Raw genomic sequence first — 22,362 nt, forward strand, 5'->3', positions numbered from 1 at the left:
GCAACATGGGCGGGGTCGCTTGCGCTTCCGGCCGTCCAATATTGCGCTGCGTATGGCGATATGGCGCCCCAAAGCTTTTGGCAGTCCGGATTGGCTATGCTGGTTTCAGGTTGGGCTGGACCGATCGAAGGGCAATTTGGCTGGTACGCAAATCCGCTTCTGCTTCTTGCGCTTGTTCCCCTCGCATCCGGCGAGCGACCGTGGGCGTCGCTATCAATGGCGGCGCTAATTCTTGCGCTTTTAGCAGCCCTCCAAATCGGTGGGTTCCGGCCATTTGACGAAGGGCTCTATCGCGGCTGTGGATTGGGCATAGGATATGCCCTTTGGTTGCTTGCCTGTACGACGCCGCTGGCCTTCCTGGTTGCGGAAAGGTGGGTGTCGCCCCGCTTTGGGCCATTGCAAGATGGGCAAGCTCCCCCTAACTAGCGCGCGGGAGTCGGGCGGACGGTGCTGTCGCCAACCCGGTCAGGTCCGGAAGGAAGCAGCCGTAACGATTTCGCCCCGGGTCGCCCGGCTCCTACCGCGCAGCTTCGCCGCGACGCTTTTACCTTCTTCGTCATCGCGAGCCGCAAAGCGGCGTGGCGATCCAGCCGCTGGATTGCTTCGCTTGAGCTCGCAATGGCGAGAAAGCGAACAATCGCAACACCCTAGACTCGCTCCATCCCACCGACGCTAGCCCTGAGCCTGTCGAAGGGCGTGGGCAATGTGCGATTCACACGCCCTTCCACAGGCTCAGGGCTAGCGGGTGTATATTATCCGTTGCAGGGCTTCGACAGGCCCAGTCCGAACGGTTACAGATGAGCCCATGAGCGAATCTCCCCAGCCCTATCGCGTCCTCGCGCGCAAATATCGGCCGCAGAGTTTTGGCGAGCTGATCGGCCAGGATGCGATGGTGCAGACGCTGGGCAATGCGATCCGGCGCGGGCGGCTGGCGCACGCCTTCCTGCTGACCGGCGTGCGCGGGGTGGGCAAGACCTCGACCGCGCGCCTCGTCGCCAAGGCATTGAATTGCATCGGCCCGGACGGGCAGGGTGGACCGACCATCGATCCCTGCGGCGTGTGCGAACCGTGTCGCGCGATTGCCGAAGGGCGCCATATCGACGTCGTCGAGATGGACGCCGCGTCCCACACCGGCGTGGACGATGTGCGGGAGATTATCGAGGCGGTGCGCTATGCCGCCGTGTCGGCGCGCTTCAAGGTCTACATTATCGACGAAGTCCACATGTTGTCGAAGAATGCGTTCAATGCGCTTCTGAAGACTCTGGAAGAACCCCCTGAACATGTGAAGTTTTTGTTCGCCACGACTGAGGTGAACAAGGTGCCGGTGACCGTCCTGTCACGCTGCCAGCGCTTCGACCTCCGCCGCATTTCCGCCGAACAGCTTGCCGCCCATTTCGCTGAAGTCGTGCAGAAGGAAGGCGTCACTGCTGAACCCGAGGCGCTGGCGCTGATCGCGCGGGCGGCGGAAGGGTCGGCCCGTGACGGCCTCTCCATTCTCGACCAGGCGATCGCTCACGGCGCGGACGGCGTCACGGCGGAGCAGGTGCGGAGGATGTTGGGGCTGTCCGATCGCGGCGCGGTGCGGCATATGCTTGGCCTCGTCCTTGCGGGCGATGCGCAGGCCGCATTGGCGGCGGTGCGAGAACAATATGATCTGGGCGTCGAGCCCTCCGCGATCATCCGTGGCCTTCTCGAAAGCGTCCACGGCATCACGCGGGCGAAGGTCGGCGGCGGTCAGGATCCCGCGCAATCGGTCGAGGAACGCGAGGCTTATGCCGATTGGGCGAGCCGCCTCGGCCACGCCGCGCTTCACCGCATGTGGCAGCTGCTGCTGAAGGGTCTCAATGAAGTGAACAGCGCCGCGATGCCGCTGGAAGCCGCCGAGATGGCTCTGCTGCGCATCGTCCACGCCTCCGACATGCCCGATCCCGGCACGCTCATGGAAAAGCTGACGAGCGGGGAGGCGGTGCCCGCGCGCGCACCTGCGTCCGGCGCCGCGCCGCCGCAGCCTGCGCCCGAACCCGCCATGCTCGCACTGCCCGCGACGTTCGAAGCGCTGATCCCTGCGCTACAGGAGGGCGGCAAGGCTCTGCTCGCCCAGCAGCTTCACGATTATGCGGGCATCGTCCGCTACGAGCCGCCGGAGCTGGAAATCCGGCCCGCCAAGCCGCTGCCGGGCGATTTCGCGCGCGACCTTACCGCCGCGTTGAAAGCGGTGACGGGGCAACAGTGGACCGTCGCCATTTCCGATGCGCCCTCCGAACCGACGCTCCTCGAACAGGAGAAGATGGCGGCGGAAGCGAACAAGCAGAAAATCCTCGATCACCCCATCATCTCGGCCGCGCGGGAGATTTTCCCTGAGGCCGAGCTTATCGACTATCCCGGAAAAGAAAGACGGAGCGCCTGACATGCCTAGCCTCGATGATATCATGAAAATGGCCCAGGAGGCCCAGGCCGAGCTTCAGAAGGCGCAGGATAATCTCGACACGATCGAGATCGACGGCGTGTCGGGTGGCGGCCTCGTCAAGATCAAGGCGAGCGCCAAGGGCCGCATCATCGGCGTCAGCGTCGACGAGAGCCTCCTCCAGCCGTCCGAAAAGGGCATGGTGGAAGACCTGATCGCCGCCGCCATCAACGACGCCCGCGCCAAGGCGGATGTCGCCGCCAACGATCAAATGCAGAAGATCACCAGCGGCCTGCCTCTGCCGCCGGGCTTCAAAATGCCGCTCTGATTTCGCGGTTGTCCGCACCCCGGCGAAAGCCGGGGTCTCGTGACGAGATCGCGCTTTATCCGTCCTGAGATACCGGCTTCCGCCGGTATGACGCGGTTGGAAAGACATGGCCGTCATGCTGAACTCGTTTCAGCATCCATCTCCAGGCATCGCGATGCCAGTGGCATGGACCCTGAAATCAGGGTGACGGTGGAGTTAAACCGCCACCGGCTCAAGCACCCTGATCGATCCCGCCCCCGCGTCCATCTCCGCCCGTACGCCGACCGGTATGCAAAGCTGGTTACCGACATGGCCGAAATTCGCGCCGTAAAATGCGGGGATGCCGAGCGGGGCTAGGTGGTGGTGGAGCACCTCCGGGACGGTGAAGCCGATATAGTCTTCGGTGTCGCTCGTGCAGCGGGTGCATTGGCCGAAGACGACGCCTGAGAGCCGCTTCAATATGCCCGCCAGCGCGAGCTGGGTCATCATCCGGTCGATGCGATATTCGGCCTCGCCGGTATCCTCGATGAACAGGATCGCGCCATTCATGTCGGGAAGCCAGGACGTCCCGACCAGCGCCGTCAGCACCGCGAGATTGCCGCCGATGAGGCGCCCCTTCGCCTTGCCGGGCCGGATCGGCGTGGTGTGCCAGCGTTCGGGATTGAGCAGGGCGTCGGGTGAAGACGGAGGATTCTGCAGCATCGGCGTGTCGCCGTTGAAGGCTAGGCTCCACAGGCTGTTCCAGCTCTGCTCCTGCCAGCCGTTCGCCGCATTGGGCCCGTGAATGGTCGGAAAGCCCGCGCGCGCCGCGAAGGCGAGGTGCAGAGCGGTGATATCGCTATAGCCGACCAGCAGCTTGGGGTTGGCGCGGATCGTTTTCCAGTCGAGCAGCGGGAGGATCCGCGCACAGCCCCAGCCGCCCCGGATCGCGAAGACCGCCCGGACTTCGGGATCGGCATACATGGCGTTTACATCGGCCGCCCGCTGCTCGTCCGTGCCTGCGAGATAGCCGTGACGCGCGGCAACGTGGCGGCCGATTTTGGGCACAAGGCCCATGGCGCGGATCGTGCCCGCAATCGCCTCCACCTCGATCAGATCGTCGCTAAATCCCGCAGGCTCGATCAGGCCGACCGTGTCGCCAAGCCGCAGCCGGGGCGCTTTCAACGGCGGGCGGACGGCAGCGGGGGCGGGAAGGGCCAGGGTCGCGGCGAGGGCGCCTATGCCCTGCACCGCTGATCGCCTGCTGATACCCCCGACTCGCTCCATTTACCCCTCCCCCTTGATGGGGGAGGCTGGGTGGGGGTGATCTAGGACGTAGTGCGGAGAGTTTCCGGATACATCACCCCCACCCAACCAGCGCCGGGTCGGCCATGCTCCCAGCATGGCCTGGACAGCGCGGGGCGCTGTCCACCCGGCGCTCCCATCAAGGGGGAGGGCTTTTGATCTGGGCGAGGACGAATAGCTCAAATGTCCAATTCCTCCGGCGCAGGCGTGTTGGCGGGCGCAGGTTCTGCCGGCGTTGCAGCATCCGGTCCGATATAATCCTCCACCCGTTCCGGCTGCGGCGTGGGTTCGACGGGCTGTGCCTGCTTCGGTGCAACCTTCGCTTTGGTCTTGGCCTTGGGCGCAGAGTCCGGCTCCTCCGCTTGCGTCCGCCCGCTGCCGTCCAAACACGCATCGAGATTGTCGCGCGCCACCACGCGAATACGCGCCGCGATGCTGTTGCCATAACGGCGGGTGAAGCCGGTGGGGGTAATCGCCTCGCGCTTCTTCGGCAGCGGCAGCACAGCGGCGATGCGCGCGGCCTCCTGCCGGGTGAGGTTGGAGGCGTCCTTGCCGAAATAGCGCTGCGCGCCCGCATTGACGCCATAGGTCGCGATGCCGGTCTCCGCGAGGTTCAGATACACCTCCATGATCCGCTCCTTGCCCCAGATATTCTCGATGAGCAGGGTGAACCAGGCCTCCAGGCCCTTGCGGAAATAGCCGCCGCCTTGCCACAGGAAGGCGTTCTTCGCGGTCTGCTGGCCGATCGTGGAGCCGCCCCGGATCACGCCCTTGCCGCTCGCATTGCGGCGCATCGCGGCCGCGATCGCGTCCTGATCGAAGCCCCAATGCGAACAGAATTTCGCATCCTCCGCCGCGATGACGGCGCGCTTCATGTCGGGATCGATCCTGTCGAGCGGCATCCAGTCCTTCGAAATGGACCGCCCGCCCAGCACATCGCCCATCATGGTGAAGGTAATGGGCGGCGGCACGAAGCGGTATAGCACCACCCAAAGCAGACTGATCAGGATGAAAAGGACGATCCCCTTCAGGATCCACCCAAGGATCCTGCCGCCCCAACCCCGCCGTGAACCCCGAGCCCGCGCCCGCCGTGCCTTTACCCTCGCCATTAGGCGAGATTAGCGGGTAGGACAGGCGGCGTCATGCTGAACTTGTTCCGTTCACCTCAGGCTCCTTGCTAAGGATGTGTTACATTAGTAGCATGAAATAGATAATTGGTTGGGGAAGGAGGTAGACATGCGTTCGCAATTTCTCGCGGCAGCGATGGGCGGTGCGCTAAATGGCGCCGGTATCTATCTCGCGCTCGCAGCCAGTCCATCCGCCGCCATCTCGGCGAAGCCCGAACCGCAGCCGAGCAACGCGATTTCATGGTCTGCAATGGATATGTCCGTCGATGCCTGTGAGGATTTTTACCGTCGATCCTGCGGCGGATTCATCGCAACGGCGAAGCCGAATGATGCCACGCCGTCGATCGACATGACCGCCCAACAGTTCGAGGCGAATCTGGATCGCAATCTTGAAGCATTGTTCTTGCAGAATATTTCCGACGATCCTGAACTTGCACGACTGAAGACATTCCATGCATCCTGCCTCAATGGCGGCACCTCCGACGTTGCGGCGGTTAAGGATTGGCTAGCGCGTATCGACGCGGTCCAGTCGCCGGAACAGCTTCAGACCCTGCTGCATCAATTGAGCGTCATCGGCGTGGACCCGTTCTTTACCTATAGCGGCCAGCCCGATCGGAAGCAGTGGAGCCGCTACAGGGGTGAAATTCACAACGCCTATCTGTGGGCGGATGAGGCGGTTGTCGCACGGACCTTTTCTGCAGCCGGGCTTACGCAGACGGACGCGGAACGTGAAGCGGCGGCTGTCGCGTCGATCGTGACTGCGCTGCGGAAGCAGAGGGGTGACCGTTATGATGCCAGCACGGCGGAAAATCCGCTTTCGCTCGCGCAACTTGAAGAGCTTGCTCCATCGATCGATTGGCCCCGCTATTTCGTCATGGTGGGCGCAGCGCCGGACCGAACGGTCAATGTCACTGCTCCGGCATATTTGAGAGCGGTTGAAGAGGAACTGACCAGCCGATCTTTAGCCGACATACGGGCCTTTCTGCGGTGGTCATTCCTGTTTTCGCTGCGAGGCGAATTGCCGCATCCTTATAACCGCACATTCGGCGATATTATTCCTGCTCTTCGCGTGCAGATCGCCAACCCCGCAGGCCGGTGCCGCGATGCGACGGTCCGCGCGATGGGCGTCGAATTCTCACGGCAATATGCGACCCGTATTCTAGGCTGGAAGGCGCGAGATGCAGCTCAGAAGATGGCCGAGGACATCAAGTTCAGGGTCGTCGCATCCATCGCTGGCAATGAATGGCTGTCGCCTGAGGCTCGTGAGGCGACAGTCGATAAGTTGACGAAGACCGACCTGAAGATCGGATATCCCAACGAATGGCCTGAAGTGGGTGGCTATCCCCTGGATCGTTCCTCCTTTTTCGCCAACGTACTGGCCGCGCGCACCTTCGAACAACGTCGCAATTGGAGGCGGGCCAATCAGGATCGATCCCGCACCGGTTGGGAGATGATCGTCAGCCCGTGGGTTGGTGACGGCATCGCTGCAGCGCGCCTCGTCGTTCCGAACGGCTTTCCCGACGCTCTCTCGAATTCCCTCATCGTGACGGCAGCATTTTTGGGGGCTCCCCGATTCGATCCAGATGCGCCGCCGGAGCTTAACTACGCAACGTTTGGCGCCGTTTTCGGGCATGAGTTCGTCCATGTGATCGAAGCGCACATGTTCGGCGCCGATGGCAGCGATCGTGAATTGTGGGGGAATGCTGACATCAAGGCCAAGGAAGACCGCGGCCAATGCGTCATCAATCAAGCAAGTGATTATGAAGCGCTGCCGGGCGTTAAGATGTCAGGAGAACGGCAATATGGAGAAAATGTAGCGGATTATGGCGGCGTTCGGCTGGCCTTCGAAGCCCTGGAGGCGAACCTGGGAGACCGCGTTTACCAGCGCGACTCAAGCGGCACGTCGCCTGCGCAGCGCTTTTTCTACCGATATGCGCAGAACCGCTGCACCGCCCAAACCGAGGGCTATTTCAAGCAATCCGTGGCATCTAATGGCCATGCCCCCGCCGCGTTTCGGATCAATGCTCCTTTGTCGAATCTGCCTGCCTTTGGTCGCGCCTTCAGCTGTAAGGCAAATGCCAAAATGATGCGTCCGGCAGAGCGGCAATGCCGCTTGTGGTAGGTCCAAGCCCCCGTTAAGCAGCTGGAATTCTGGGGGAAAATGCCCAGCTCCACCAAAATCCGCGTCGAAGTACCACTTCGGCGCGATCCTTTTAGTGTGCCGCCAGCAGCTTCCGCTCGCCGGCCAAATTCATCAGTGCCTTTTGCAGCTTTTCGAACGCGCGGACTTCGATCTGGCGGATGCGTTCGCGGCTGACGTCGTAGACTTGGCTCAGTTCTTCCAGCGTCTTCGGATCGTCCGTCAGGCGGCGTTCGGTGAGGATGTGGCGTTCGCGGTCGTTGAGGGCTTCCATGGCCTCGATCAGCAGATCGTGGCGGACGCGGGTTTCTTCGGCTTCGGCGACGCGTTCGTCCTGCAGCGGGTCAGTATCGACCAGCCAATCCTGCCACTGGCCTTCGCCTTCCTCGCGCAGGGGGACGTTCAGCGACGTGTCGCCGCCCATCGCCATGCGGCGGTTCATGGAGATGACGTCCTCTTCCGAAACGCCGAGATCGGTGGCGATCTTCGTCACGTCCTCCGGCTTCAGGTCGCCGTCCTCGAACGCTTCGATCTGGTTCTTCATCCGGCGGAGGTTGAAGAAGAGCTTCTTCTGCGCTGCGGTGGTGCCCATCTTCACGAGGGACCAGCTGCGCAGGATGAATTCCTGGATCGACGCGCGGATCCACCACATGGCGTAGGTGGCGAGGCGGAAGCCCCGGTCCGGCTCGAATTTCTTCACGCCCTGCATCAGGCCGATATTGCCTTCGGAAATCAGCTCGCTGACCGGCAGGCCGTAGCCGCGATAGCCCATGGCGATCTTGGCGACGAGGCGAAGGTGGCTGTTCACCAGCTTGGCCGCGGCCTCGGTGTCCTGATGCTCGGACCAGCGCTTGGCGAGCATGAACTCTTCCTCAGGCGCCAAGATCGGAAACTTCTTGATTTCCGACAGATAGCGGTTGAGGCCCGCCTCGCCGCTCATCGCGGGGATGGTTTTGGGGACGTTGCCGCTTGCCATAGTCTTTACTCCCTGATCGGTGCCTTGGGGGCGCCGATACGCTTGTCCATTTATACGGAGAGGGCGCTTAACAGTTCCTGCATATCAGACGGAACGACGCTCTCAAAAGTCAAGTTTTGTTTCGATACCGGATGGATGAAGCCCAGAGCCGCAGCGTGCAGGGCCTGCCGTTTGAAGTCCAATCGATTTAATATGTCACGGTGAGCGATTTTTGTGCGCCCGTAAGCCGGGTCGCCCAACAGCGCGTGGCCGATCGAGGTCATGTGGACACGCACTTGGTGGGTGCGGCCGGTTTCAAGGCGGCATTCGATGAGTGACGCCTCCTTTAGCGGCCGTTCGAGCGCATAATGGGTCACCGCGCGCTTGCCCCGGCCCTCCGCGACGATCGCCATCTTCTGGCGATTGGCCGACGAGCGGGCGAGGGGGGCGTCCACCGTGCCGCTGGGCGGATTGGGGATGCCTGCCACGATCGCTTTGTAGCGGCGGTCGATACTGTGCTTGGCGAATTGCGCCGCGAGGCCCTCATGCGCGCGATCCGTCTTGGCGACCACGAGCAGGCCCGACGTACCCTTGTCGATCCGGTGGACGATGCCCGGCCGCGCCACGCCGCCAATGCCGGACAGGCGGCCCGCGCAATGGTGGAGCAGGGCATTGACCATCGTGCCGTCGAGATTGCCGGCGGCAGGGTGGACGACCATTCCGGCGGGCTTGTCGACGACCAGCAGATGCTCATCTTCATAGGTGATGACGAGCGGAATATCTTGCGGCACGTTGTGCGCCTCGGCAGGAGCGGGAACATGGACTTCGTAAAGCCCGCCCGGAATCGCCTTGGACGCGGGATCGCGGACCGCCGCGCCCTGCGGGCCGAAAACGGCGCCGCTGCTGATCAGCGCCTTCAGCCGCTCGCGGGAAAGGGTCGGGACGGCGGCGGCAAGGGCACGGTCGAGCCGCCAGCCCTCAGCTTCCGGTGCGACCGCAGCGCGCATGATCGAAACCCCCCGATCCATCAGGGAAGCGATGTGGGGTACGCCGTTAAGATTTCAAGGGGGGTGCTGGCACGGCTGCGAAATGAAGCGGCGGCGGCACAACCGGCCGAAATTTGCGGCTTGTTGGTCGGGCGGGCTGAAGAAATCCAGGAAGCCGTAGCGTCACCGAACCTCGCCCTCGACCCGAAGCGCGGATTTGAGCTCGATCCATGCATACAGCTGCCCTTACAGCGGCAATCGCGCGGAGAGGGCCGCAAAATCCTCGGCCACTATCATTCTCACCCTAGCGGCGATGTGCGGCCTTCGCTCGAAGATGAGCGGCGGGCAGGGGAGGCAGGCGCCTTGTGGTTGATCGTCTCCGGCGATGCAGCGGCACTGTGGGTGGCGCGGCAGGGCGTTGCGGTTCACGGCCGGTTCGATCCGGTGAAGATCGCGGAGAGCGATTGAGCGCCTTGCCTCCGCTCTCTCCAGCGGCCAATAGGGCCTTGGAGTGGATGCTTGAAAACAGGGGCAATGATGAAGCCGCACGAATTTGCCAGTCTGATGTGCTCGCGCCTGTGCCACGATCTTCTGAGTCCGGTCGGCGCTCTCAACAACGGCATCGAATTGCTCGCCGAGGAACATGACCCCGAAATGCGGGCCCGCTGTCTCGACCTGCTCGCCGACAGCGCCCGGGCATCGGCCAACAAGCTGAAATTTTTCCGTCTGGCCTTCGGCGCTGCGGGCGGTTTCGCCGATCAGGTCGATACGCGCGAGGCCAAGGCCGCGATCGAGGGGCTTTATGGCGACAGCCGCGTTGTCGTCGGCTGGATGGTCGACGAGTCGACGATGAGCAAGGCGGCGCTAAAGGTGCTCCTCAACCTCTCGCTCATCGCGGGTGACGCCCTGGTGCGCGGTGGACGGCTCGATATCGGGGTCGAGCGGCACGGCGACGGGCTCGACATGGTCATCCGCGCCGAAGGGCCACGCATCGTGGTCGATCCGGAATTGAAGCGCACTTTGCTTGGCGAGGGTGCCGAAGATGCGGTGGCGCCGCGCGTCGCTGCGGCCTGGCTCGTCCATTGTCTTGTCCAGGAAGGCGGTGGATCGCTGCAATATGGCGATGCCGACGAAGGCGTGCTGCTGCTCGGGGCGTCCGTCCCCGCCTAGCCTCCGTCATCCCGGCGGAAGCCGGGATCTCAGGCCGGAAAAGGCGCTTGCTCGTCACGAGATCCCGGCTTTCGCCGGGATGACGGGAGGGGCAGAACCCCTCAACACCCGCAGTTAAACAGATATTTACCAGCCGGGCCGGATAAGCCGAACCTCAACCGCTTGAGGCACGGCCTGATGGACGACCTGATCGACGATTTTATCGCGGAAACCCGCGACATGCTGGAGGCGATTGGCGGCGAACTTGTCGCCTGGGAAGCCAATCCGGCGGACCGCGAGCGGCTGGATGCCATCTTCCGCTTCGTCCACACAGTGAAAGGCAATTGCGGCTTCTTCGATCTGCCGCGGCTCGAAACCCTGAGCCATGCCGCCGAAGATGCGCTGGCCGAAGTGCGCGCCGGGCGCCGCACGGCTGAGCCCTATCTGGTAAGCGCCGTCCTCGCCATCGTCGACCGGATCGGGGAGATCGCGCAGGCGCTCCAGACCGGTGAAGCGGTGCCAAGCGGTGACGATGAGCTTCTGGTCGCGGCGCTTAATGAACCCGAGGTCGCCGCGCTCCGGCGCGAAATGGGCGAGGAAAGCGGCGGTGAAGCCCGCGCGCCTGTCCGCTCCATCCGGCTGTCCGTCGACCTTCTCGACCGGATGATGAATGGCGTGTCCGACATGGTTCTCGCGCGCAACGAGCTTGCACGGCGTCTGCGCGAGACCGAGGCCGATCCGGTGCTGGAAGCGGCATTCGACCGTGTATCCTCCTGCATCGCCGAAATGCGCGAGGCGATCACGCGGACCCGGATGCAGCGGATCGACAATCTCTTCTCGGGGCTACCGCGCATGGTGCGTGACCTCTGCATGGAACTTGGCAAGAAGATCGCGCTGGACGTGGACGGCGGCGACGTCGAACTCGACCGTGAGATGATCGAGATGATCCGCGATCCGCTGACCCACATCATCCGCAACGCCATCGACCACGGAATCGAGAGCCCCGAGGAGCGCGCGTCGCTCGGCAAGCCGCCGTCCGGCACGCTCCGCGTCCACGCGCGTCAATCGGGCAACCAGATCCTCATCGAAGTGTCCGACGACGGCCACGGCATCGATGGCGATCGGCTGCTCAAGAAGGCGCTCGCGGCCGGTATCGTCGATCCGGCCCGCGCGGAAACGATGACGATGCAGCAGAAGGTCGCGCTCGTCTTCCAGCCGGGCCTGTCCACGGCGCAGGCGGTAACGTCGATTTCCGGGCGTGGCGTCGGCATGGATGTCGTTCGCGCCAATATCGAACGGATTGGCGGGATCGTCGATCTCGACAGCCGCTTGGGCGTCGGCTTGCGGCTCACCCTCCGCGTGCCGCTGACGCTGACGATCATCCCAGCCCTTACCGTCACGGCAGGTGGCCAGAAATTCGCATTGCCCCGTTCCGCTATCGAGGAGATTGTGCGGGTGCGCGGCGACAATGTGCGCATCGAGGGGCTGGGCGGCGCACGCCTCGCCAACATTCGCGGTCGCCGTATTGCGCGCGTTTCGCTTGCCGCCACTCTGGGGATGGAAGAGGGGGCGCCGGAAGCGGACCAGATGATGGTCGTGCTGAAACCCGCAGGCTCGGGGCTCTATGCGCTCGCCGTGGATCTCGTCCACGATCACGAGGAATTGGTGATCAAGCCCGCCGCGCCGCCGATCATGGCGACCGGCCTCTATGCGGGAACGACTCTTGCCGATGACGGCAGCCCAATCCTGCTGCTCGACTGTTCCGGCATCGCGGCTGCAGCGGGTGTCGAACTGGACGCAGAGGAGATCAACGCTCCGGTCGAGGTGGCCGAAGACGTACGCGAAGAACGGCCGCCTGTGCTGCTCTTCCGCGGATTCGACGGAAAAGCGCGGGCCGTGCGCCTCGCACTCGTCGAGCGGATCGAGGACGTCGAGGCGCCCGCCGTTCAAATGAGCGCCGGGCGTCTGCGCGTTACGATCCGCGACGCCATGCTGCCGCTTGCCGGATGCGAGCGCGCGCCGGAAGGCCGTACACGCCTTTTGCGCCTGACCGATGGCACGGCGGAACTGGCTTATGCTTTCCGCGAAGTGATCGACATCATGCCGCTTGCCGCCGAAATCCATCCCGCAATCGATGCGGGCGAAATCGGCGGCGTTGCGCTGATGAATGGCGAGCAGGTGGAAATCCTCGACCCCTATTGGCTGTTCGCAACCCATTGCGGCGAGCCGGCGGCAGCGGAAGCGCCGCTTACCTGCGCCTTGCCCTCTGGCGACGCCTGGATGCACACCATCCTTCGCCCAATCCTGGAACAGGCCGGATATCGGGTGGTGGAGGCGGAGCGCGCCGATCCCGCCGAAGTGGATGTCCTGATCTTGGGTGATGCCGAAGACGTGCCCGACCCGGCGGTTTCCGGCAAGCTCCTCCGCCTCCGGTCCGCACCGGATGGGGAGGAGGGCAGCATCTATCGCTATGACCGCGAAGGGCTGCTCAGCGCGCTCACCGCCCGGGCCGCCGTGCGGGGCCAGCGCTAATGGCCGGGCTTTACCTGATCGTCGATATCGACGGAGAGCGGATCGCGGTTACAGCCAGCGACGTGGAGTCGGTGGTGGAGCTCGACACGCTCACTCCTGTGCCGGGGTCTGCGCCCCATATCCTGGGCCTGTCAGCCTTGCGCAGCCGGGTTCTGTCCGTCATCGATTGCCGCACCGCTATCGGCCTTCCGCCCGCGAAAGAGCCACGGCGCGAGGCGATGGTCGTCAATATTGGCGGGCATCCCTATGCCCTGCTGGTCGACCGGGTGGAGGATGTGGTGGAAAGCGCTGGCGAACCCGCGCCGGCGACCACATTACCCAGCCCCAATTGGGCAGAGGTTTCACGCGGGATGATCGAGGTGGGAGAAAATATTTTCCTGCTCGTCGATCCGGCCGCGATAATCGAAGGCCCGTCGCGCCGTGCCGCGTGATTGCCTTAACTCCATCCTTACTTTTCGATCCTAAACGGATGTTTCGCTCTCCAGGAGTTTTTTGGGATGAAGAACTGCCTCGTCGTCGATGATTCCAAGGTGATCCGCAAGGTTGCGCGTCACATTCTGGAAACGCTCAACTTCAATGTGAACGAGGCCGAGGACGGCCGCGAAGCGCTGACCCGCTGCGAGGAGCAGATGCCGGACGTCGTACTGCTCGACTGGAACATGCCGGTGATGAGCGGGATGGAGTTCCTGCGCACGCTCCGCCAGCAGACGATCGAGCGGCAACCCAAGGTCGTCTTCTGCACGACCGAGAACGACACGGCCCATATCCGCGCCGCGATCGAAGCCGGTGCCGACGAATATGTCATGAAGCCGTTCGACCGCGAGACGCTGGAGAGCAAGCTCCAGATCGTCGGCGTCGCGTGACGGCAGCATCCGCCTTCGCAATCGACGGGGCGCGGAAAGGAGCGATGCCGGGGCAGGCACCACGTATCCGACTAATGATCGTCGACGATTCGCCTGTCGCGCGGGCCGTGCTGGCGCGAATGATATCGACTTTTCCCGATTTCGAGATCGTCGCGACCGCAGGCCGTGCCGACGAAGCTCTTGAGAAGCTAACCGGTCTGTCCGTCGACATTGTGCTCCTTGACGTGGAGATGCCCGGCACGAGCGGGCTCAATGTTCTCCCCGAAATTCTGCGCGCCGGAAATGGCGCCAAGGTTCTCATCGTTTCTTCCAATGCCGAGGATGGGGCGGAGGCCGCAGTGCGCGCCCTTTCGCTTGGCGCGGCCGATACGCTGCCCAAGCCAGGCACGGGTAATTTTGGGGGGCGCTTTGCCCATGTGCTCGCCGACCGCCTTCGCCGCATCGGCCGGGTAGAGCGGGACGAGAGCGAAAGCGGGGGCGAAGAGAATGTTACCCCGATCGTCCGGGCCGCGGCAGTTGGGAACTCCGCGCCCTACGTGCTGCGCAAGGTCGAACCTTATCGCATCGGCTGTCTCGGCCTCGGCGCCTCCACCGGAGGCTTGAAGGCGCTTAGCGATTTCCTGCGCCATCTGCCTGATACGATCGGCGCGCCGATCCTCATCACACAGCATCTGCCGCCCGTTTTCATGCCGCATTTCGCGCGGCAGGTCGAAGCGGCATCAGGGCGTCTTACCCGGGTCGCGGAACCCGGTCTGCCCTTGAAGGCCGAGGAAATATTAGTGGCACCGGGCGATGCGCATTTGTGCCTTGAACGGCGCGGCGGGATGGTGCGCGTGACCCTTTCCACCGACCCCGCTTCGTCGGGCTGCTTGCCCTCGGTCGATCCGATGCTGGCGTCGATCGCGCGCATGTACGGAAAAAGGGGGGCGGCAGTGATTTTTAGCGGCATGGGCCGCGACGGCTTGGTGGGGGCCGGAGAATTGGCGGAGCGCGGGGGCGTGATCTTCGCTCAGGACGAGGAAAGTTCGGCGGTCTGGGGGATGCCGCGTGTAGTGACGGAAGCGGGGCTCGCTTCCGCAGTTGCACCGCCCGCCCAACTGGCCGGTCATGTGGCCGAGCGGGCGCAGGAGGGGGTGTGGAAGTAACCGACGCGGCCATCCGCATTCTTGCGGGGCTATTGGAAGCGCGAACCGGTCAGCAGCTGGCGATCAGCCGCCGCTGGCGTATCGAAACGGCTTTAAAGAGCCTGATGCGCGAACGGGGGTTCGATTCGCTCGACCAACTGCTTGGCGATATCGTATCTGGACGTGAACCGGCCTTGTCCGACGCAGTCGTCGACGCCCTGCTCAACAACGAAACCTATTTCTATCGCGATCGTCAGCCGTTCGAATTGCTGATGATCGGGGCGTTTACGGCGCTTCAGAAGGCGAGGGCGCGCGAAAAGAGACTATCAATCTGGTGCGCTGGATGCTCGACCGGGCAGGAAGCATATTCCATCGCGATGACGATCGCCGATGAGAAAGAGCGTTGGGACGGCTGGACCGTGGACATCGTCGCGACCGACGTATCGCGTGGCGCCATCGCACAGGCGCGTAACGGGCTCTATTCCCAGTTCGAGGTGCAGCGCGGTCTGCCGGTTGTGCAGATGATCCGGCATTTCGCGGCCGAGGGCGAGGGGCAGTGGAGGCTGAACGAGGCGATTCGCGGCAAGGTCCGCTTCAAGACACAGAGCCTGATGGACGCACCGCCCGCGCCGGGACGCTTCGACGTGATCCTCTGCCGCAACGTTCTTCTCTATTTTCACGCCGCCGCACGCAGCGCGGTATTCGACCGCCTCTCCCAGGCGATCGCGCATGACGGCTATCTTATGCTTGGAGCGGGGGAAACGGTGATCGGCCAGAGCGACGCCTTTGTGTCCAGCACCGAATTTCGAGGTATCTACTCCCCCACGTCGCGCCGCACGACCGTTCCGGCAAGCAGCGCGGCCTGACCCTATTGCCAAAAGGCCCGATTGCCGGTCTCTTGGGCGGGCATGGCGATGATCGATCACCCATCCCCCAATTTCGGCGAGCGGGCGCTGCCCGTTTCGATGATCGTGCTTCACTATACCGGCATGGAGACGGGTGAGGCGGCGATCGAGCGGCTGACCGATCCTGAAGCCGGGGTATCGGCCCATTATGTGATCAAGGAAGACGGCACGATCCTGCGCATGGTCACTGAGGACAAGCGCGCCTGGCATGCCGGTAATTCATTCTGGCGCGGCATCACCGATGTTAATTCAGCGAGCGTCGGGATCGAAATCGTCAATCCCGGCCATGAATTCGGTTATAATCCGTTCCCGGAGGCGCAGGTCGAGGCGTTGATCCCGTTGGTCGCGGAGATCAAGGAGCGGCACGGCATTACGCGCGGCAATGTCGTCGGCCATTCCGATGTCGCGCCCAAGCGAAAGCAGGATCCGGGCGAACTTTTTCCATGGCATCAGCTTGCCCGACTCCGGCTTGCTCTACCGCGCCCGACGAAGAACCTCGTCGATCCCGGTTGGTCGGATAGCGCTTTCCTCCTCGCGCTGGAGCGCTTTGGTTACGATGTAAGTGACTCCCTTGCGGCAACCGTTGCTTTTCAGCGCCGATTCCGTCCGGAATTGATCGATGGCACGATCGATGGCGAATGCCGGTCGCTTCTCCTCGCGCTCCTTCTTCCCAAACCGCAAGGCGACGACTAGATAGGGCGAACCAGAGGGTTGGGCGGCCGCCCTTCTTCGCCAAGGCTACGAAGGGCATGCCCTGCGAAGCTTTAGCGAAGCGGGGAGGAAAGTCCGGGCTCCACGGAACAACGGTGCCGGATAACGTCCGGCGGGGGCGACCCCAGGGAAAGTGCCACAGAAAGCATACCGCCCTGCTACGTTGAAACTTCACAGGGCATGCCCTGTGACAAGGCTGAAAAGCGCGGGCACGCCCTGCGTAGCCTTTCGGCGAAGCAGGGTAAGGTCGAAAGGGTGCGGTAAGAGCGCACCGCGGGCCCGGCAACGGGAACGGCACGGTAAACCCCACCGGGAGCAAAACCGAATAGGGGCGGCATGGTGACCTTGTTCCGGCCGGACCGCCCGGGTTGGTTGCTTGAGGGGCGGAGCGATCCGCCTCCTAGAGGAATGGTCGCACAGGCGGGGAACCGCTGGACAGAACCCGGCTTATAGACCCTCTGGTGATTGTTTTTGCCGGTTTTCCGGCTGGTATTGGGTGGTCATGGCACGTCCGACGCGATCGAATGACTGGGGTTTTCCGCGCTGGCGTGCCTACGGCAGCGAACGGGCGACGCAGCAGGTGCGCCTGTGCGACCGCGAAGGCTGCGATGAGCCCGGCGACCGTCCCGCACCCAAATCGCCCAACCGTCCGGATCGCTGGTATTTCTGCGAACGTCACGCCGCTGAGTATAATAAGGGCTGGGACTATTTCGCCGGCCTGTCCAAGGAGGACGCCGAGGCTCGCGCCGCCAATGAAGAGCGCGACGCCAACGCCTATGGCCAGGCGAAATTCTACGGCTGGGGCGGCGAGGGCGACGGCACCCGCAGCCGCGACGAAATGCGCGCGCTGGACATACTCGGCGTCGAGGTGGATGCGGGTTTTGAGGAAATCAAAGCCGCCTATCGCCGACTCGCCAAGATCAATCACCCGGACGTTGCGCCGGACGATGCCGATGCGGCCAAACGGTTTCAGGCGATCACCGCGGCGTATGAAGTGCTTTCGAAGGCCGAAGAGCGGCGGGGCGCCTCATAATCGTCACCCCGGCGAAAGCCGGGGTCTCAGGACGATTGAGGTGCGATCTGGTCACGAGATCCCGGCTTCCGCCGGGATGACGTGTGGCTATTTCCGCTTTTCGGTAAACATGAACGTCCCCGTCACATTCGCCACCAGATCCTCCGGGTCGCCGTCATGCGCCACGCCCCGGACGAAGGCGATCTTGCTGGTGATGCGGTAGCATTCCCCACGCCCGATGATCGTGCGGCCGGGCACGGCGGGACGGAGGTAATCGATCCGCATGTCGAGCGTCGCCTGATGACGGAAGCGGTTGAGCTTGATCCAGATCGCCATACTCGTCGCCATGTCCATCAGGCTGATGATCGGGCCCGATGCAATGACGCCGGTTTCCTCGACGCCGATCAATTCCTCGCGGTAATCGAGGGATAATTCCGCCCAATCCGGCCCATGCGCGCGATAGTCGATGCCCAGTGCTCCGCCATGCCCGACTTTCCCTGCCAAGTCCGCAAACAGCTTCGGATCGAAGCCCTGCATGTCGCGGAGGGCATCGGCGGCGTTCATACGTCCATCCGCTCGGCCGTTTGGCGGATGAGCGAGATCATGTTCGGAATCCCTTGCGTACGGTTGGAACTGAGCTGATTCTTGAGATCGAAGGGGCCAAGCGCGGCCTCGATATCCGTCGCGAGAATATCCCTGGCGGTTCGATCCTGCACTGCCGCGAGAACAAGCGCGATGATGCCCTTCGTGATCGCGGCATTGCTGTCGGCGAGGAAGTGCAGGCGCCCGTTTTCCTGTGGCATCGGATAGACCCACACAGCCGCCGAACAGCCGCGCACAAGCGTAGCGTCGGTTTTCAATGCATCGGGCATCGGCTCGAGCGCGCGGCCAAGGTCGATCAGCAGCCGGTAGCGATCGTCGGCCTCAAGCAGTTCGTAATCGGCGTAAATATCGTCGAGCGCGGTCATGGGCGCGCGGTAACAGAGGATTGGGTGGACGTCACCCCGGCGGAAGCCGGGGTCTCAGGACAAAAGGGTGCGATCTCGTCACGAGATCCCGGCTTCCGCCGGGATGACGGCGAAGGGATCAACGCTGATCCCGCAGCTTTTCGATCTCGCGCTCCAGGCTGCTTTCCTTGTCGGTCGCGATGCGCTCCAGCACGGCGACGCGATCACGGAGCATCTTTACCTCGTCGCGCAGTCGCGCCGATTCCTGATCATTCACATGATATTCGTTACCATGGCGGTCGCGGCGGACGCCATATTTGGCCTTGAGGATCCCGGCGATGGAGACGATGGCGACAATGATCACCACCATTTCAAACGGATTCATGCGACGAAGCTCCTTTTTCGCTTAGTCTATCAGCGATTTAGTTTTTCGGAAGGCGTAGGGCTTCGATTTCCTGCGTCAGCCGGTGGCTGTCGTCCGTCACGATCCGCTCGACCGTTGCAAGCCGATCCTTGATCGAACCGAGTTCGGCGCGGAGCTGCGCATTTTCCTGTGTGATCAGTTTCACGCGCTCCACCATCTCGTCATTGATCTTCGGATAGATCGGCTTTCCCCAGCTGTTTTCGAGCGGATAGCCGTTCTTGATCCGAAGCCAAGTGGTGAAGATCCAGCCGCCGATGGCGAGAAGGCCCAAGATCCCGAAAAGCGGGAAGAATTGGGATATGAAGGTGAACTTATCCATGACGGGCGTCCTCAGTTCATGCGCTCGTCGCGCAAATCGTCAATCTGTGCGGCAAGGTCTCCGCCTTTGTCCGTTGCGATGCGTTCCAGCACCCGCATACGCTGCTCCAGCCGCTCGATATGCGCGGCCTGGGCCGCTGCCTTGTCTGCGGCGAGCTGAGCGGCATGATCGAGCTGCTTTTCCTTAAGGCGCATCCATCTTTTCAACAGGTCGCCGCACACCCCCAGGATGACGGGCAGGCCGATGACGATGAAAGCAAGTAGAACGGCTTTATCCATGTCCTTGTCCTTCGGTTGACGAAATCAGCGCAGCTTTTCGATTTCATTGGCGAGCCGGTTGTTCGAACTCGTCACATAGGTTTCAATGTCGGCGAGGCGCCGGTCGATGTCGCGGAACTTGGAGCGCACCGCCTTCACCGTCCGGGTGGGATTGGCGCGGACGCCTTGCCAAAACTTTTTGTCGTCCGGCGTGCTATACTCCAGCTCCCGGGGCTTCGACGGGGCGATGTAGCCCGCGATCAGATAAGCGACGATAAGCGCGCCGGAGCCAAGCACCGTGCCGATCAACACGGCGATTCGAACGACCGTCGCGTCGATACCGGTATAGTCTGCGATCCCCGCACAGACGCCCAACCATTTGGCATTTTGCTTGTCGAGGTAGAATTTTGTCTGGCTCGCGCTCATTTCCGGAGGCTCCTCAGTTCGCTGAGATCGCGATCGATCTCGCTCATGTCACGGATGCCCAGCCGCTCCACAGGATCCTGCGTCATCGACCGCCAGCCGGGATTTTCCGCGGACATGATCCGCTCGATCGTCGACAGGCGTTCTTCCAGACGGCGTGCCGTGTCGTGCATGTCGTTTAGGAGGCTTTCGTCCTCAGTCGTGAGCGTTGCAGCGCTCTTCCACTTGGTAATGTAGTGAAAAACCAGCCAAGGCAGGCCGATGAAGAGCATGCCCACGACGAAAATGGGAACAAGGACTTCTTCCATCTGCTCAGCCCTCCTGGCCAGTGTTGCGGGTTTTGGCCTTCAAAGCTTCAAGCTCGGCCTCGATCTTCTCGGCATTGCGAAGCTCGGCAATTTCTTCTTCCAGCGTTTTGGGCGGGGCGCCCAGCGCCAGCGCGTCGACATGGCCCTCGGCAATGTCCACGCGACGCTCCAGCACGTCAAAGCGGCTGAACGCATCCTCGGTTTTGGGGCCGGCATACATTTCGCGGAGGCGGGCGCGGTTATGCGCGCTTTCCATGCGGCTGTTGATCGCATTCTGGCGGGTGCGGGCTTCACGCAGCTTGGTCTGAAGCTTCGCGATATCGGCTTCCGATGCGCGCAGGGCGTCGTCCAGCACGGCAATTTCAGTCTTCAAGCTATCGGCCATTTCGGCGGCTTTCTGCTTCTCCATCAGCGCGGCCTTGGCGAGATCCTCGCGATCTTTAGAGAGCGCCAGTTCGGCCTTTTCGACCCAGCCTTCCTGGATCTTGTCCAGCTTCGCGATCTGGCGACGCATTTCTTTCTGATCCGCGATCGAACGGGCGGCGGACGCGCGCACTTCGACCAGCGTTTCCTCCATTTCGAGGATGATCATCCGGATCATCTTGCCCGGATCCTCCGCCTTGTCGAGCAGGTCGGTCACATTGGCGGCGATGATGTCGCGTGTCCGCGAAAAGATACCCATCTAACTGAAACTCCTTGAGGTCTTCGGTGGCCCGCAGGCCTTGTCAGCCCCTATACCACATCGCTTCCGGCTCAGGCACTCAATACGGAAACCACTTGTGCCTGTTCCGCCGCTGCCGGAGCAACCGCCATGCCGATGCAGGTGGCGCTGAGAACGAGGGCGGCCACGGCAGAGGCTGCAACACGCTGAATGCTGTTGAGGTCGATGTTGAACATGGTCATTCTCCTTGAACCCTGGACCGCCTGTTCCGGCGGCTCTTGCCATTTACGCTACAAGAGCCGTGCCAAATTCATTTTTGGCGGAAATGCGTGGGTTTTACCGGAGACGCTCGGAGCATCATTCGATTTCCCTTGCTAAGAGATGGGAAATGGTCCCAACATCTGGTCATGGAGCGCACCACGCAGCTTGTTGGCCAATCCTCCTCCTTCCTTGATGCAATCGAGCGGGCGAGCCGTGCCGCGCCGCTGGACCGGCCGGTCCTGGTGATCGGCGAGCGCGGGACCGGTAAGGAGCTGGTGGCCGAGCGCCTCCATCACTTGTCTTCGCGCTGGGACGGGCCGTTGGTCGTCATGAACTGCGCGGCTTTGCCCGAGACGTTGATCGAAGCGGAATTGTTCGGCCATGAAGCGGGCGCCTTCACCGGCGCGTCCAAGGCGCGGGCAGGGCGGTTTGAGGAAGCGGACGGGGGAACCCTGTTTCTGGACGAACTCGCGACCTTGTCCTCTGCCGCGCAGGACCGGCTTCTTCGGGCGGTCGAATATGGCGAGGTGACGCGGATCGGCGCCAGCCGTCCGATGCGGGTTGACGTGCGCATTGTTGCCGCGACCAACGAGCATCTGCCCAAATTGGTGGACGAGGGGCGGTTCCGCGCCGACCTTCTCGACCGCCTGTGTTTCGAAGTCGTGACGCTGCCGCCGCTCCGCAACCGGATCAGCGACATCCCCGTCCTCGCCGATCATTTCGCCCGGCGTATGGCGCTGGAGCTCGATTGGCCGGAATGGCCGGGCTTCAGCACTAACGCCATCGACCGCATGCTGAGTTACGACTGGCCGGGCAATGTACGTGAGCTGCGCAATGTGATCGAGCGGGCCGTTTATCGCTGGGAGGATTCGAAAAATCCGGTCGATTATATCCAGTTCGACCCTTTCGAATCGCCCTGGCGTCCCCAGCCGATGTCGCCGACGAAGACCGAGGCCAGCCCCGCCGAGGTGCAGGCGGTCGCAGCCATCTCCGCCGCTTATGATCCGTCCAATTGTGCGGATTTTCGCCTCGCCGTCGCCGAATATGAAAAGGCGATCCTCGCCGCCGCGCTCGATAAATGTCGCTGGAATCAGCGTGCGGCGGCGACCGCGCTTCAGTTGACCTACGATCAGCTCCGTCACGCGATGAAGCGGCACAAGCTCGGCGAGAAGGGCTGACGGCGCAACAACTTTGCCGTTCGTGTCGAGCGAAGTCGAGACACCCCCACCTGAGCTGGCGCTTCTCGACTTCGCTCGAAGCGAA

Annotated in this window: 25 protein-coding genes, 2 other RNA genes and 1 pseudogene; 15 read left to right on the forward strand and 13 right to left on the reverse strand. The window is 62.8% G+C overall.

The annotated features are described in order from the left end of the window. The first annotated feature begins 429 nt into the window (after positions 1 to 429). The 3 genes from ffs to C7I56_RS03895 all read left to right on the forward strand — a co-directional run bounded on the left by ffs (position 430) and on the right by C7I56_RS03895 (position 2,732). Positions 430 to 524, forward strand: an RNA gene (gene ffs, locus C7I56_RS03885) — signal recognition particle sRNA small type. A 281-nt stretch (positions 525 to 805) separates the two neighbouring features. After that, on the forward strand, positions 806 to 2,407 hold the full coding sequence (locus tag C7I56_RS03890) for a DNA polymerase III subunit gamma/tau (RefSeq protein WP_106639188.1): 1,602 nt from the start codon (positions 806 to 808) through the stop codon (positions 2,405 to 2,407). Position 2,408: 1 nt separating this feature from the next. Next, entirely contained in the window at positions 2,409 to 2,732 is a 324-nt protein-coding gene (locus tag C7I56_RS03895; protein ID WP_106639189.1) for a YbaB/EbfC family nucleoid-associated protein, read from the forward strand. Positions 2,733 to 2,927: 195 nt separating this feature from the next. On the opposite strand, the gene C7I56_RS03900 is transcribed toward C7I56_RS03895, so the two are convergent. Both C7I56_RS03900 and mtgA read right to left on the reverse strand, forming a co-directional pair. After that, complete coding sequence (locus C7I56_RS03900; RefSeq protein ID WP_106639190.1) at positions 2,928 to 3,977, reverse strand: S66 peptidase family protein; 1,050 nt, start codon at positions 3,975 to 3,977, stop codon at positions 2,928 to 2,930. Between the two features lie 401 nt (positions 3,978 to 4,378). Further along, positions 4,379 to 5,104 (reverse strand): annotated as a pseudogene (gene mtgA / locus C7I56_RS03905) (monofunctional biosynthetic peptidoglycan transglycosylase); the annotation flags it as partial. Between the two features lie 127 nt (positions 5,105 to 5,231). On the opposite strand from mtgA, the gene C7I56_RS03910 reads away from it, so the two are divergent. Then, on the forward strand, positions 5,232 to 7,244 hold the full coding sequence (locus tag C7I56_RS03910; RefSeq protein WP_106639192.1) for a M13 family metallopeptidase: 2,013 nt from the start codon (positions 5,232 to 5,234) through the stop codon (positions 7,242 to 7,244). Between the two features lie 91 nt (positions 7,245 to 7,335). On the opposite strand, the gene rpoH is transcribed toward C7I56_RS03910, so the two are convergent. Both rpoH and C7I56_RS03920 read right to left on the reverse strand, forming a co-directional pair. After that, complete coding sequence (rpoH, locus tag C7I56_RS03915) at positions 7,336 to 8,238, reverse strand: RNA polymerase sigma factor RpoH (RefSeq protein ID WP_106639193.1); 903 nt, start codon at positions 8,236 to 8,238, stop codon at positions 7,336 to 7,338. Positions 8,239 to 8,288: 50 nt separating this feature from the next. Then, positions 8,289 to 9,245: an RluA family pseudouridine synthase gene (locus C7I56_RS03920; protein WP_106639194.1), complete on the reverse strand. Its 957-nt coding sequence runs from the start codon at positions 9,243 to 9,245 to the stop codon at positions 8,289 to 8,291. A 12-nt stretch (positions 9,246 to 9,257) separates the two neighbouring features. Here C7I56_RS03920 and C7I56_RS03925 point away from each other — a divergent pair, with 12 nt between their 5' ends. The 10 genes from C7I56_RS03925 to C7I56_RS03970 all read left to right on the forward strand — a co-directional run bounded on the left by C7I56_RS03925 (position 9,258) and on the right by C7I56_RS03970 (position 17,520). Next, positions 9,258 to 9,671 carry a M67 family metallopeptidase gene (locus C7I56_RS03925; protein ID WP_106639195.1) on the forward strand — a complete coding sequence of 138 codons (414 nt, stop codon included), beginning with the start codon at positions 9,258 to 9,260 and terminating at the stop codon, positions 9,669 to 9,671. Between the two features lie 66 nt (positions 9,672 to 9,737). Further along, positions 9,738 to 10,373, forward strand: coding sequence for a histidine phosphotransferase family protein (locus C7I56_RS03930; protein WP_106639196.1), 636 nt, complete (start codon positions 9,738 to 9,740; stop codon positions 10,371 to 10,373). Positions 10,374 to 10,550: 177 nt separating this feature from the next. Beyond that, the gene (locus C7I56_RS03935; RefSeq protein ID WP_106639197.1) at positions 10,551 to 12,884 is read left to right on the forward strand and encodes a chemotaxis protein CheA; all 2,334 of its coding nucleotides are present in this window, start codon (positions 10,551 to 10,553) and stop codon (positions 12,882 to 12,884) included. Beyond that, positions 12,884 to 13,315, forward strand: coding sequence for a chemotaxis protein CheW (locus tag C7I56_RS03940; RefSeq protein ID WP_106639198.1), 432 nt, complete (start codon positions 12,884 to 12,886; stop codon positions 13,313 to 13,315). Before C7I56_RS03935 ends, C7I56_RS03940 begins: the two co-directional genes overlap by 1 nt. A gap of 66 nt (positions 13,316 to 13,381) precedes the next feature. Then, positions 13,382 to 13,747 (forward strand): response regulator, encoded by a 366-nt coding sequence (locus C7I56_RS03945; protein WP_106639199.1) that lies wholly within the window; start codon positions 13,382 to 13,384, stop codon positions 13,745 to 13,747. A gap of 74 nt (positions 13,748 to 13,821) precedes the next feature. Then, positions 13,822 to 14,892, forward strand: a complete 1,071-nt coding sequence (locus C7I56_RS03950) for a chemotaxis protein CheB (protein ID WP_106639200.1) — start codon at positions 13,822 to 13,824, stop codon at positions 14,890 to 14,892. Then, positions 14,883 to 15,737: a CheR family methyltransferase gene (locus C7I56_RS03955; protein WP_106639201.1), complete on the forward strand. Its 855-nt coding sequence runs from the start codon at positions 14,883 to 14,885 to the stop codon at positions 15,735 to 15,737. Before C7I56_RS03950 ends, C7I56_RS03955 begins: the two co-directional genes overlap by 10 nt. 42 nt (positions 15,738 to 15,779) lie before the next feature. After that, entirely contained in the window at positions 15,780 to 16,469 is a 690-nt protein-coding gene (locus tag C7I56_RS03960) for an N-acetylmuramoyl-L-alanine amidase (RefSeq protein WP_106639202.1), read from the forward strand. A gap of 10 nt (positions 16,470 to 16,479) precedes the next feature. Further along, positions 16,480 to 16,953: RNase P RNA component class A (gene rnpB, locus C7I56_RS03965), an RNA gene on the forward strand. 36 nt (positions 16,954 to 16,989) lie between these two features. Next, a complete protein-coding gene (locus C7I56_RS03970) occupies positions 16,990 to 17,520 on the forward strand; it encodes a J domain-containing protein (RefSeq protein ID WP_106639203.1) in 531 nt (176 codons plus the stop codon). 87 nt (positions 17,521 to 17,607) lie between these two features. Here the strand turns inward: C7I56_RS03970 and C7I56_RS03975 are convergent, their stop codons facing one another. The 9 genes from C7I56_RS03975 to C7I56_RS12260 all read right to left on the reverse strand — a co-directional run bounded on the left by C7I56_RS03975 (position 17,608) and on the right by C7I56_RS12260 (position 21,074). Continuing rightward, positions 17,608 to 18,063 (reverse strand): PaaI family thioesterase, encoded by a 456-nt coding sequence (locus C7I56_RS03975; RefSeq protein ID WP_425352365.1) that lies wholly within the window; start codon positions 18,061 to 18,063, stop codon positions 17,608 to 17,610. Further along, positions 18,060 to 18,467: a SufE family protein gene (locus tag C7I56_RS03980; protein WP_106639204.1), complete on the reverse strand. Its 408-nt coding sequence runs from the start codon at positions 18,465 to 18,467 to the stop codon at positions 18,060 to 18,062. Before C7I56_RS03980 ends, C7I56_RS03975 begins: the two co-directional genes overlap by 4 nt. Positions 18,468 to 18,585: 118 nt before the next feature. Beyond that, on the reverse strand, positions 18,586 to 18,831 hold the full coding sequence (locus C7I56_RS03985) for a hypothetical protein (protein ID WP_106639205.1): 246 nt from the start codon (positions 18,829 to 18,831) through the stop codon (positions 18,586 to 18,588). Positions 18,832 to 18,868: 37 nt separating this feature from the next. Beyond that, on the reverse strand, positions 18,869 to 19,189 hold the full coding sequence (locus C7I56_RS03990) for a hypothetical protein (protein ID WP_106639206.1): 321 nt from the start codon (positions 19,187 to 19,189) through the stop codon (positions 18,869 to 18,871). An 11-nt stretch (positions 19,190 to 19,200) separates the two neighbouring features. Beyond that, entirely contained in the window at positions 19,201 to 19,467 is a 267-nt protein-coding gene (locus C7I56_RS03995; protein ID WP_106639207.1) for a hypothetical protein, read from the reverse strand. 24 nt (positions 19,468 to 19,491) lie between these two features. Next, positions 19,492 to 19,872 (reverse strand): envelope stress response membrane protein PspC, encoded by a 381-nt coding sequence (pspC, locus tag C7I56_RS04000; protein ID WP_106639208.1) that lies wholly within the window; start codon positions 19,870 to 19,872, stop codon positions 19,492 to 19,494. Then, on the reverse strand, positions 19,869 to 20,177 hold the full coding sequence (pspB, locus tag C7I56_RS04005) for an envelope stress response membrane protein PspB (protein ID WP_106639209.1): 309 nt from the start codon (positions 20,175 to 20,177) through the stop codon (positions 19,869 to 19,871). Before pspB ends, pspC begins: the two co-directional genes overlap by 4 nt. Positions 20,178 to 20,181: 4 nt before the next feature. Then, a complete protein-coding gene (gene pspA / locus C7I56_RS04010; RefSeq protein WP_106639210.1) occupies positions 20,182 to 20,859 on the reverse strand; it encodes a phage shock protein PspA in 678 nt (225 codons plus the stop codon). 71 nt (positions 20,860 to 20,930) lie between these two features. Continuing rightward, positions 20,931 to 21,074, reverse strand: coding sequence for a hypothetical protein (locus C7I56_RS12260; RefSeq protein WP_158702989.1), 144 nt, complete (start codon positions 21,072 to 21,074; stop codon positions 20,931 to 20,933). Positions 21,075 to 21,245: 171 nt separating this feature from the next. Here C7I56_RS12260 and pspF point away from each other — a divergent pair, with 171 nt between their 5' ends. Beyond that, positions 21,246 to 22,277 (forward strand): phage shock protein operon transcriptional activator, encoded by a 1,032-nt coding sequence (pspF, locus tag C7I56_RS04015; RefSeq protein ID WP_106639211.1) that lies wholly within the window; start codon positions 21,246 to 21,248, stop codon positions 22,275 to 22,277. The last annotated feature ends 85 nt before the right edge of the window (positions 22,278 to 22,362 follow it).

It is taken from the genome of Allosphingosinicella vermicomposti (genome assembly GCF_003012815.1).
Taxonomy (GTDB): domain Bacteria; phylum Pseudomonadota; class Alphaproteobacteria; order Sphingomonadales; family Sphingomonadaceae; genus Allosphingosinicella; species Allosphingosinicella vermicomposti.

Coding starts and splice junctions, on each gene's coding strand:
- C7I56_RS03980 (WP_106639204.1), bottom strand. CDS start 18,467: ATGACCGCGCTCGACGATATTTACGCCGATTACGAACTGCTTGAGGCC.
- C7I56_RS03900 (WP_106639190.1), bottom strand. CDS start 3,977: ATGGAGCGAGTCGGGGGTATCAGCAGGCGATCAGCGGTGCAGGGCATA.
- pspC (WP_106639208.1), bottom strand. CDS start 19,872: ATGAGCGCGAGCCAGACAAAATTCTACCTCGACAAGCAAAATGCCAAA.
- C7I56_RS03910 (WP_106639192.1), top strand. CDS start 5,232: ATGCGTTCGCAATTTCTCGCGGCAGCGATGGGCGGTGCGCTAAATGGC.
- pspA (WP_106639210.1), bottom strand. CDS start 20,859: ATGGGTATCTTTTCGCGGACACGCGACATCATCGCCGCCAATGTGACC.
- C7I56_RS03960 (WP_106639202.1), top strand. CDS start 15,780: ATGGCGATGATCGATCACCCATCCCCCAATTTCGGCGAGCGGGCGCTG.
- C7I56_RS03930 (WP_106639196.1), top strand. CDS start 9,738: ATGATGAAGCCGCACGAATTTGCCAGTCTGATGTGCTCGCGCCTGTGC.
- C7I56_RS03935 (WP_106639197.1), top strand. CDS start 10,551: ATGGACGACCTGATCGACGATTTTATCGCGGAAACCCGCGACATGCTG.
- C7I56_RS03970 (WP_106639203.1), top strand. CDS start 16,990: ATGGCACGTCCGACGCGATCGAATGACTGGGGTTTTCCGCGCTGGCGT.
- C7I56_RS03975 (WP_425352365.1), bottom strand. CDS start 18,063: ATGAACGCCGCCGATGCCCTCCGCGACATGCAGGGCTTCGATCCGAAG.
- C7I56_RS03995 (WP_106639207.1), bottom strand. CDS start 19,467: ATGGATAAAGCCGTTCTACTTGCTTTCATCGTCATCGGCCTGCCCGTC.
- C7I56_RS03985 (WP_106639205.1), bottom strand. CDS start 18,831: ATGAATCCGTTTGAAATGGTGGTGATCATTGTCGCCATCGTCTCCATC.
- rpoH (WP_106639193.1), bottom strand. CDS start 8,238: ATGGCAAGCGGCAACGTCCCCAAAACCATCCCCGCGATGAGCGGCGAG.
- pspB (WP_106639209.1), bottom strand. CDS start 20,177: ATGGAAGAAGTCCTTGTTCCCATTTTCGTCGTGGGCATGCTCTTCATC.
- C7I56_RS12260 (WP_158702989.1), bottom strand. CDS start 21,074: ATGTTCAACATCGACCTCAACAGCATTCAGCGTGTTGCAGCCTCTGCC.
- C7I56_RS03895 (WP_106639189.1), top strand. CDS start 2,409: ATGCCTAGCCTCGATGATATCATGAAAATGGCCCAGGAGGCCCAGGCC.
- C7I56_RS03990 (WP_106639206.1), bottom strand. CDS start 19,189: ATGGATAAGTTCACCTTCATATCCCAATTCTTCCCGCTTTTCGGGATC.
- C7I56_RS03950 (WP_106639200.1), top strand. CDS start 13,822: ATGATCGTCGACGATTCGCCTGTCGCGCGGGCCGTGCTGGCGCGAATG.
- C7I56_RS03890 (WP_106639188.1), top strand. CDS start 806: ATGAGCGAATCTCCCCAGCCCTATCGCGTCCTCGCGCGCAAATATCGG.
- C7I56_RS03920 (WP_106639194.1), bottom strand. CDS start 9,245: ATGGATCGGGGGGTTTCGATCATGCGCGCTGCGGTCGCACCGGAAGCT.
- pspF (WP_106639211.1), top strand. CDS start 21,246: ATGGAGCGCACCACGCAGCTTGTTGGCCAATCCTCCTCCTTCCTTGAT.
- C7I56_RS03945 (WP_106639199.1), top strand. CDS start 13,382: ATGAAGAACTGCCTCGTCGTCGATGATTCCAAGGTGATCCGCAAGGTT.
- C7I56_RS03940 (WP_106639198.1), top strand. CDS start 12,884: ATGGCCGGGCTTTACCTGATCGTCGATATCGACGGAGAGCGGATCGCG.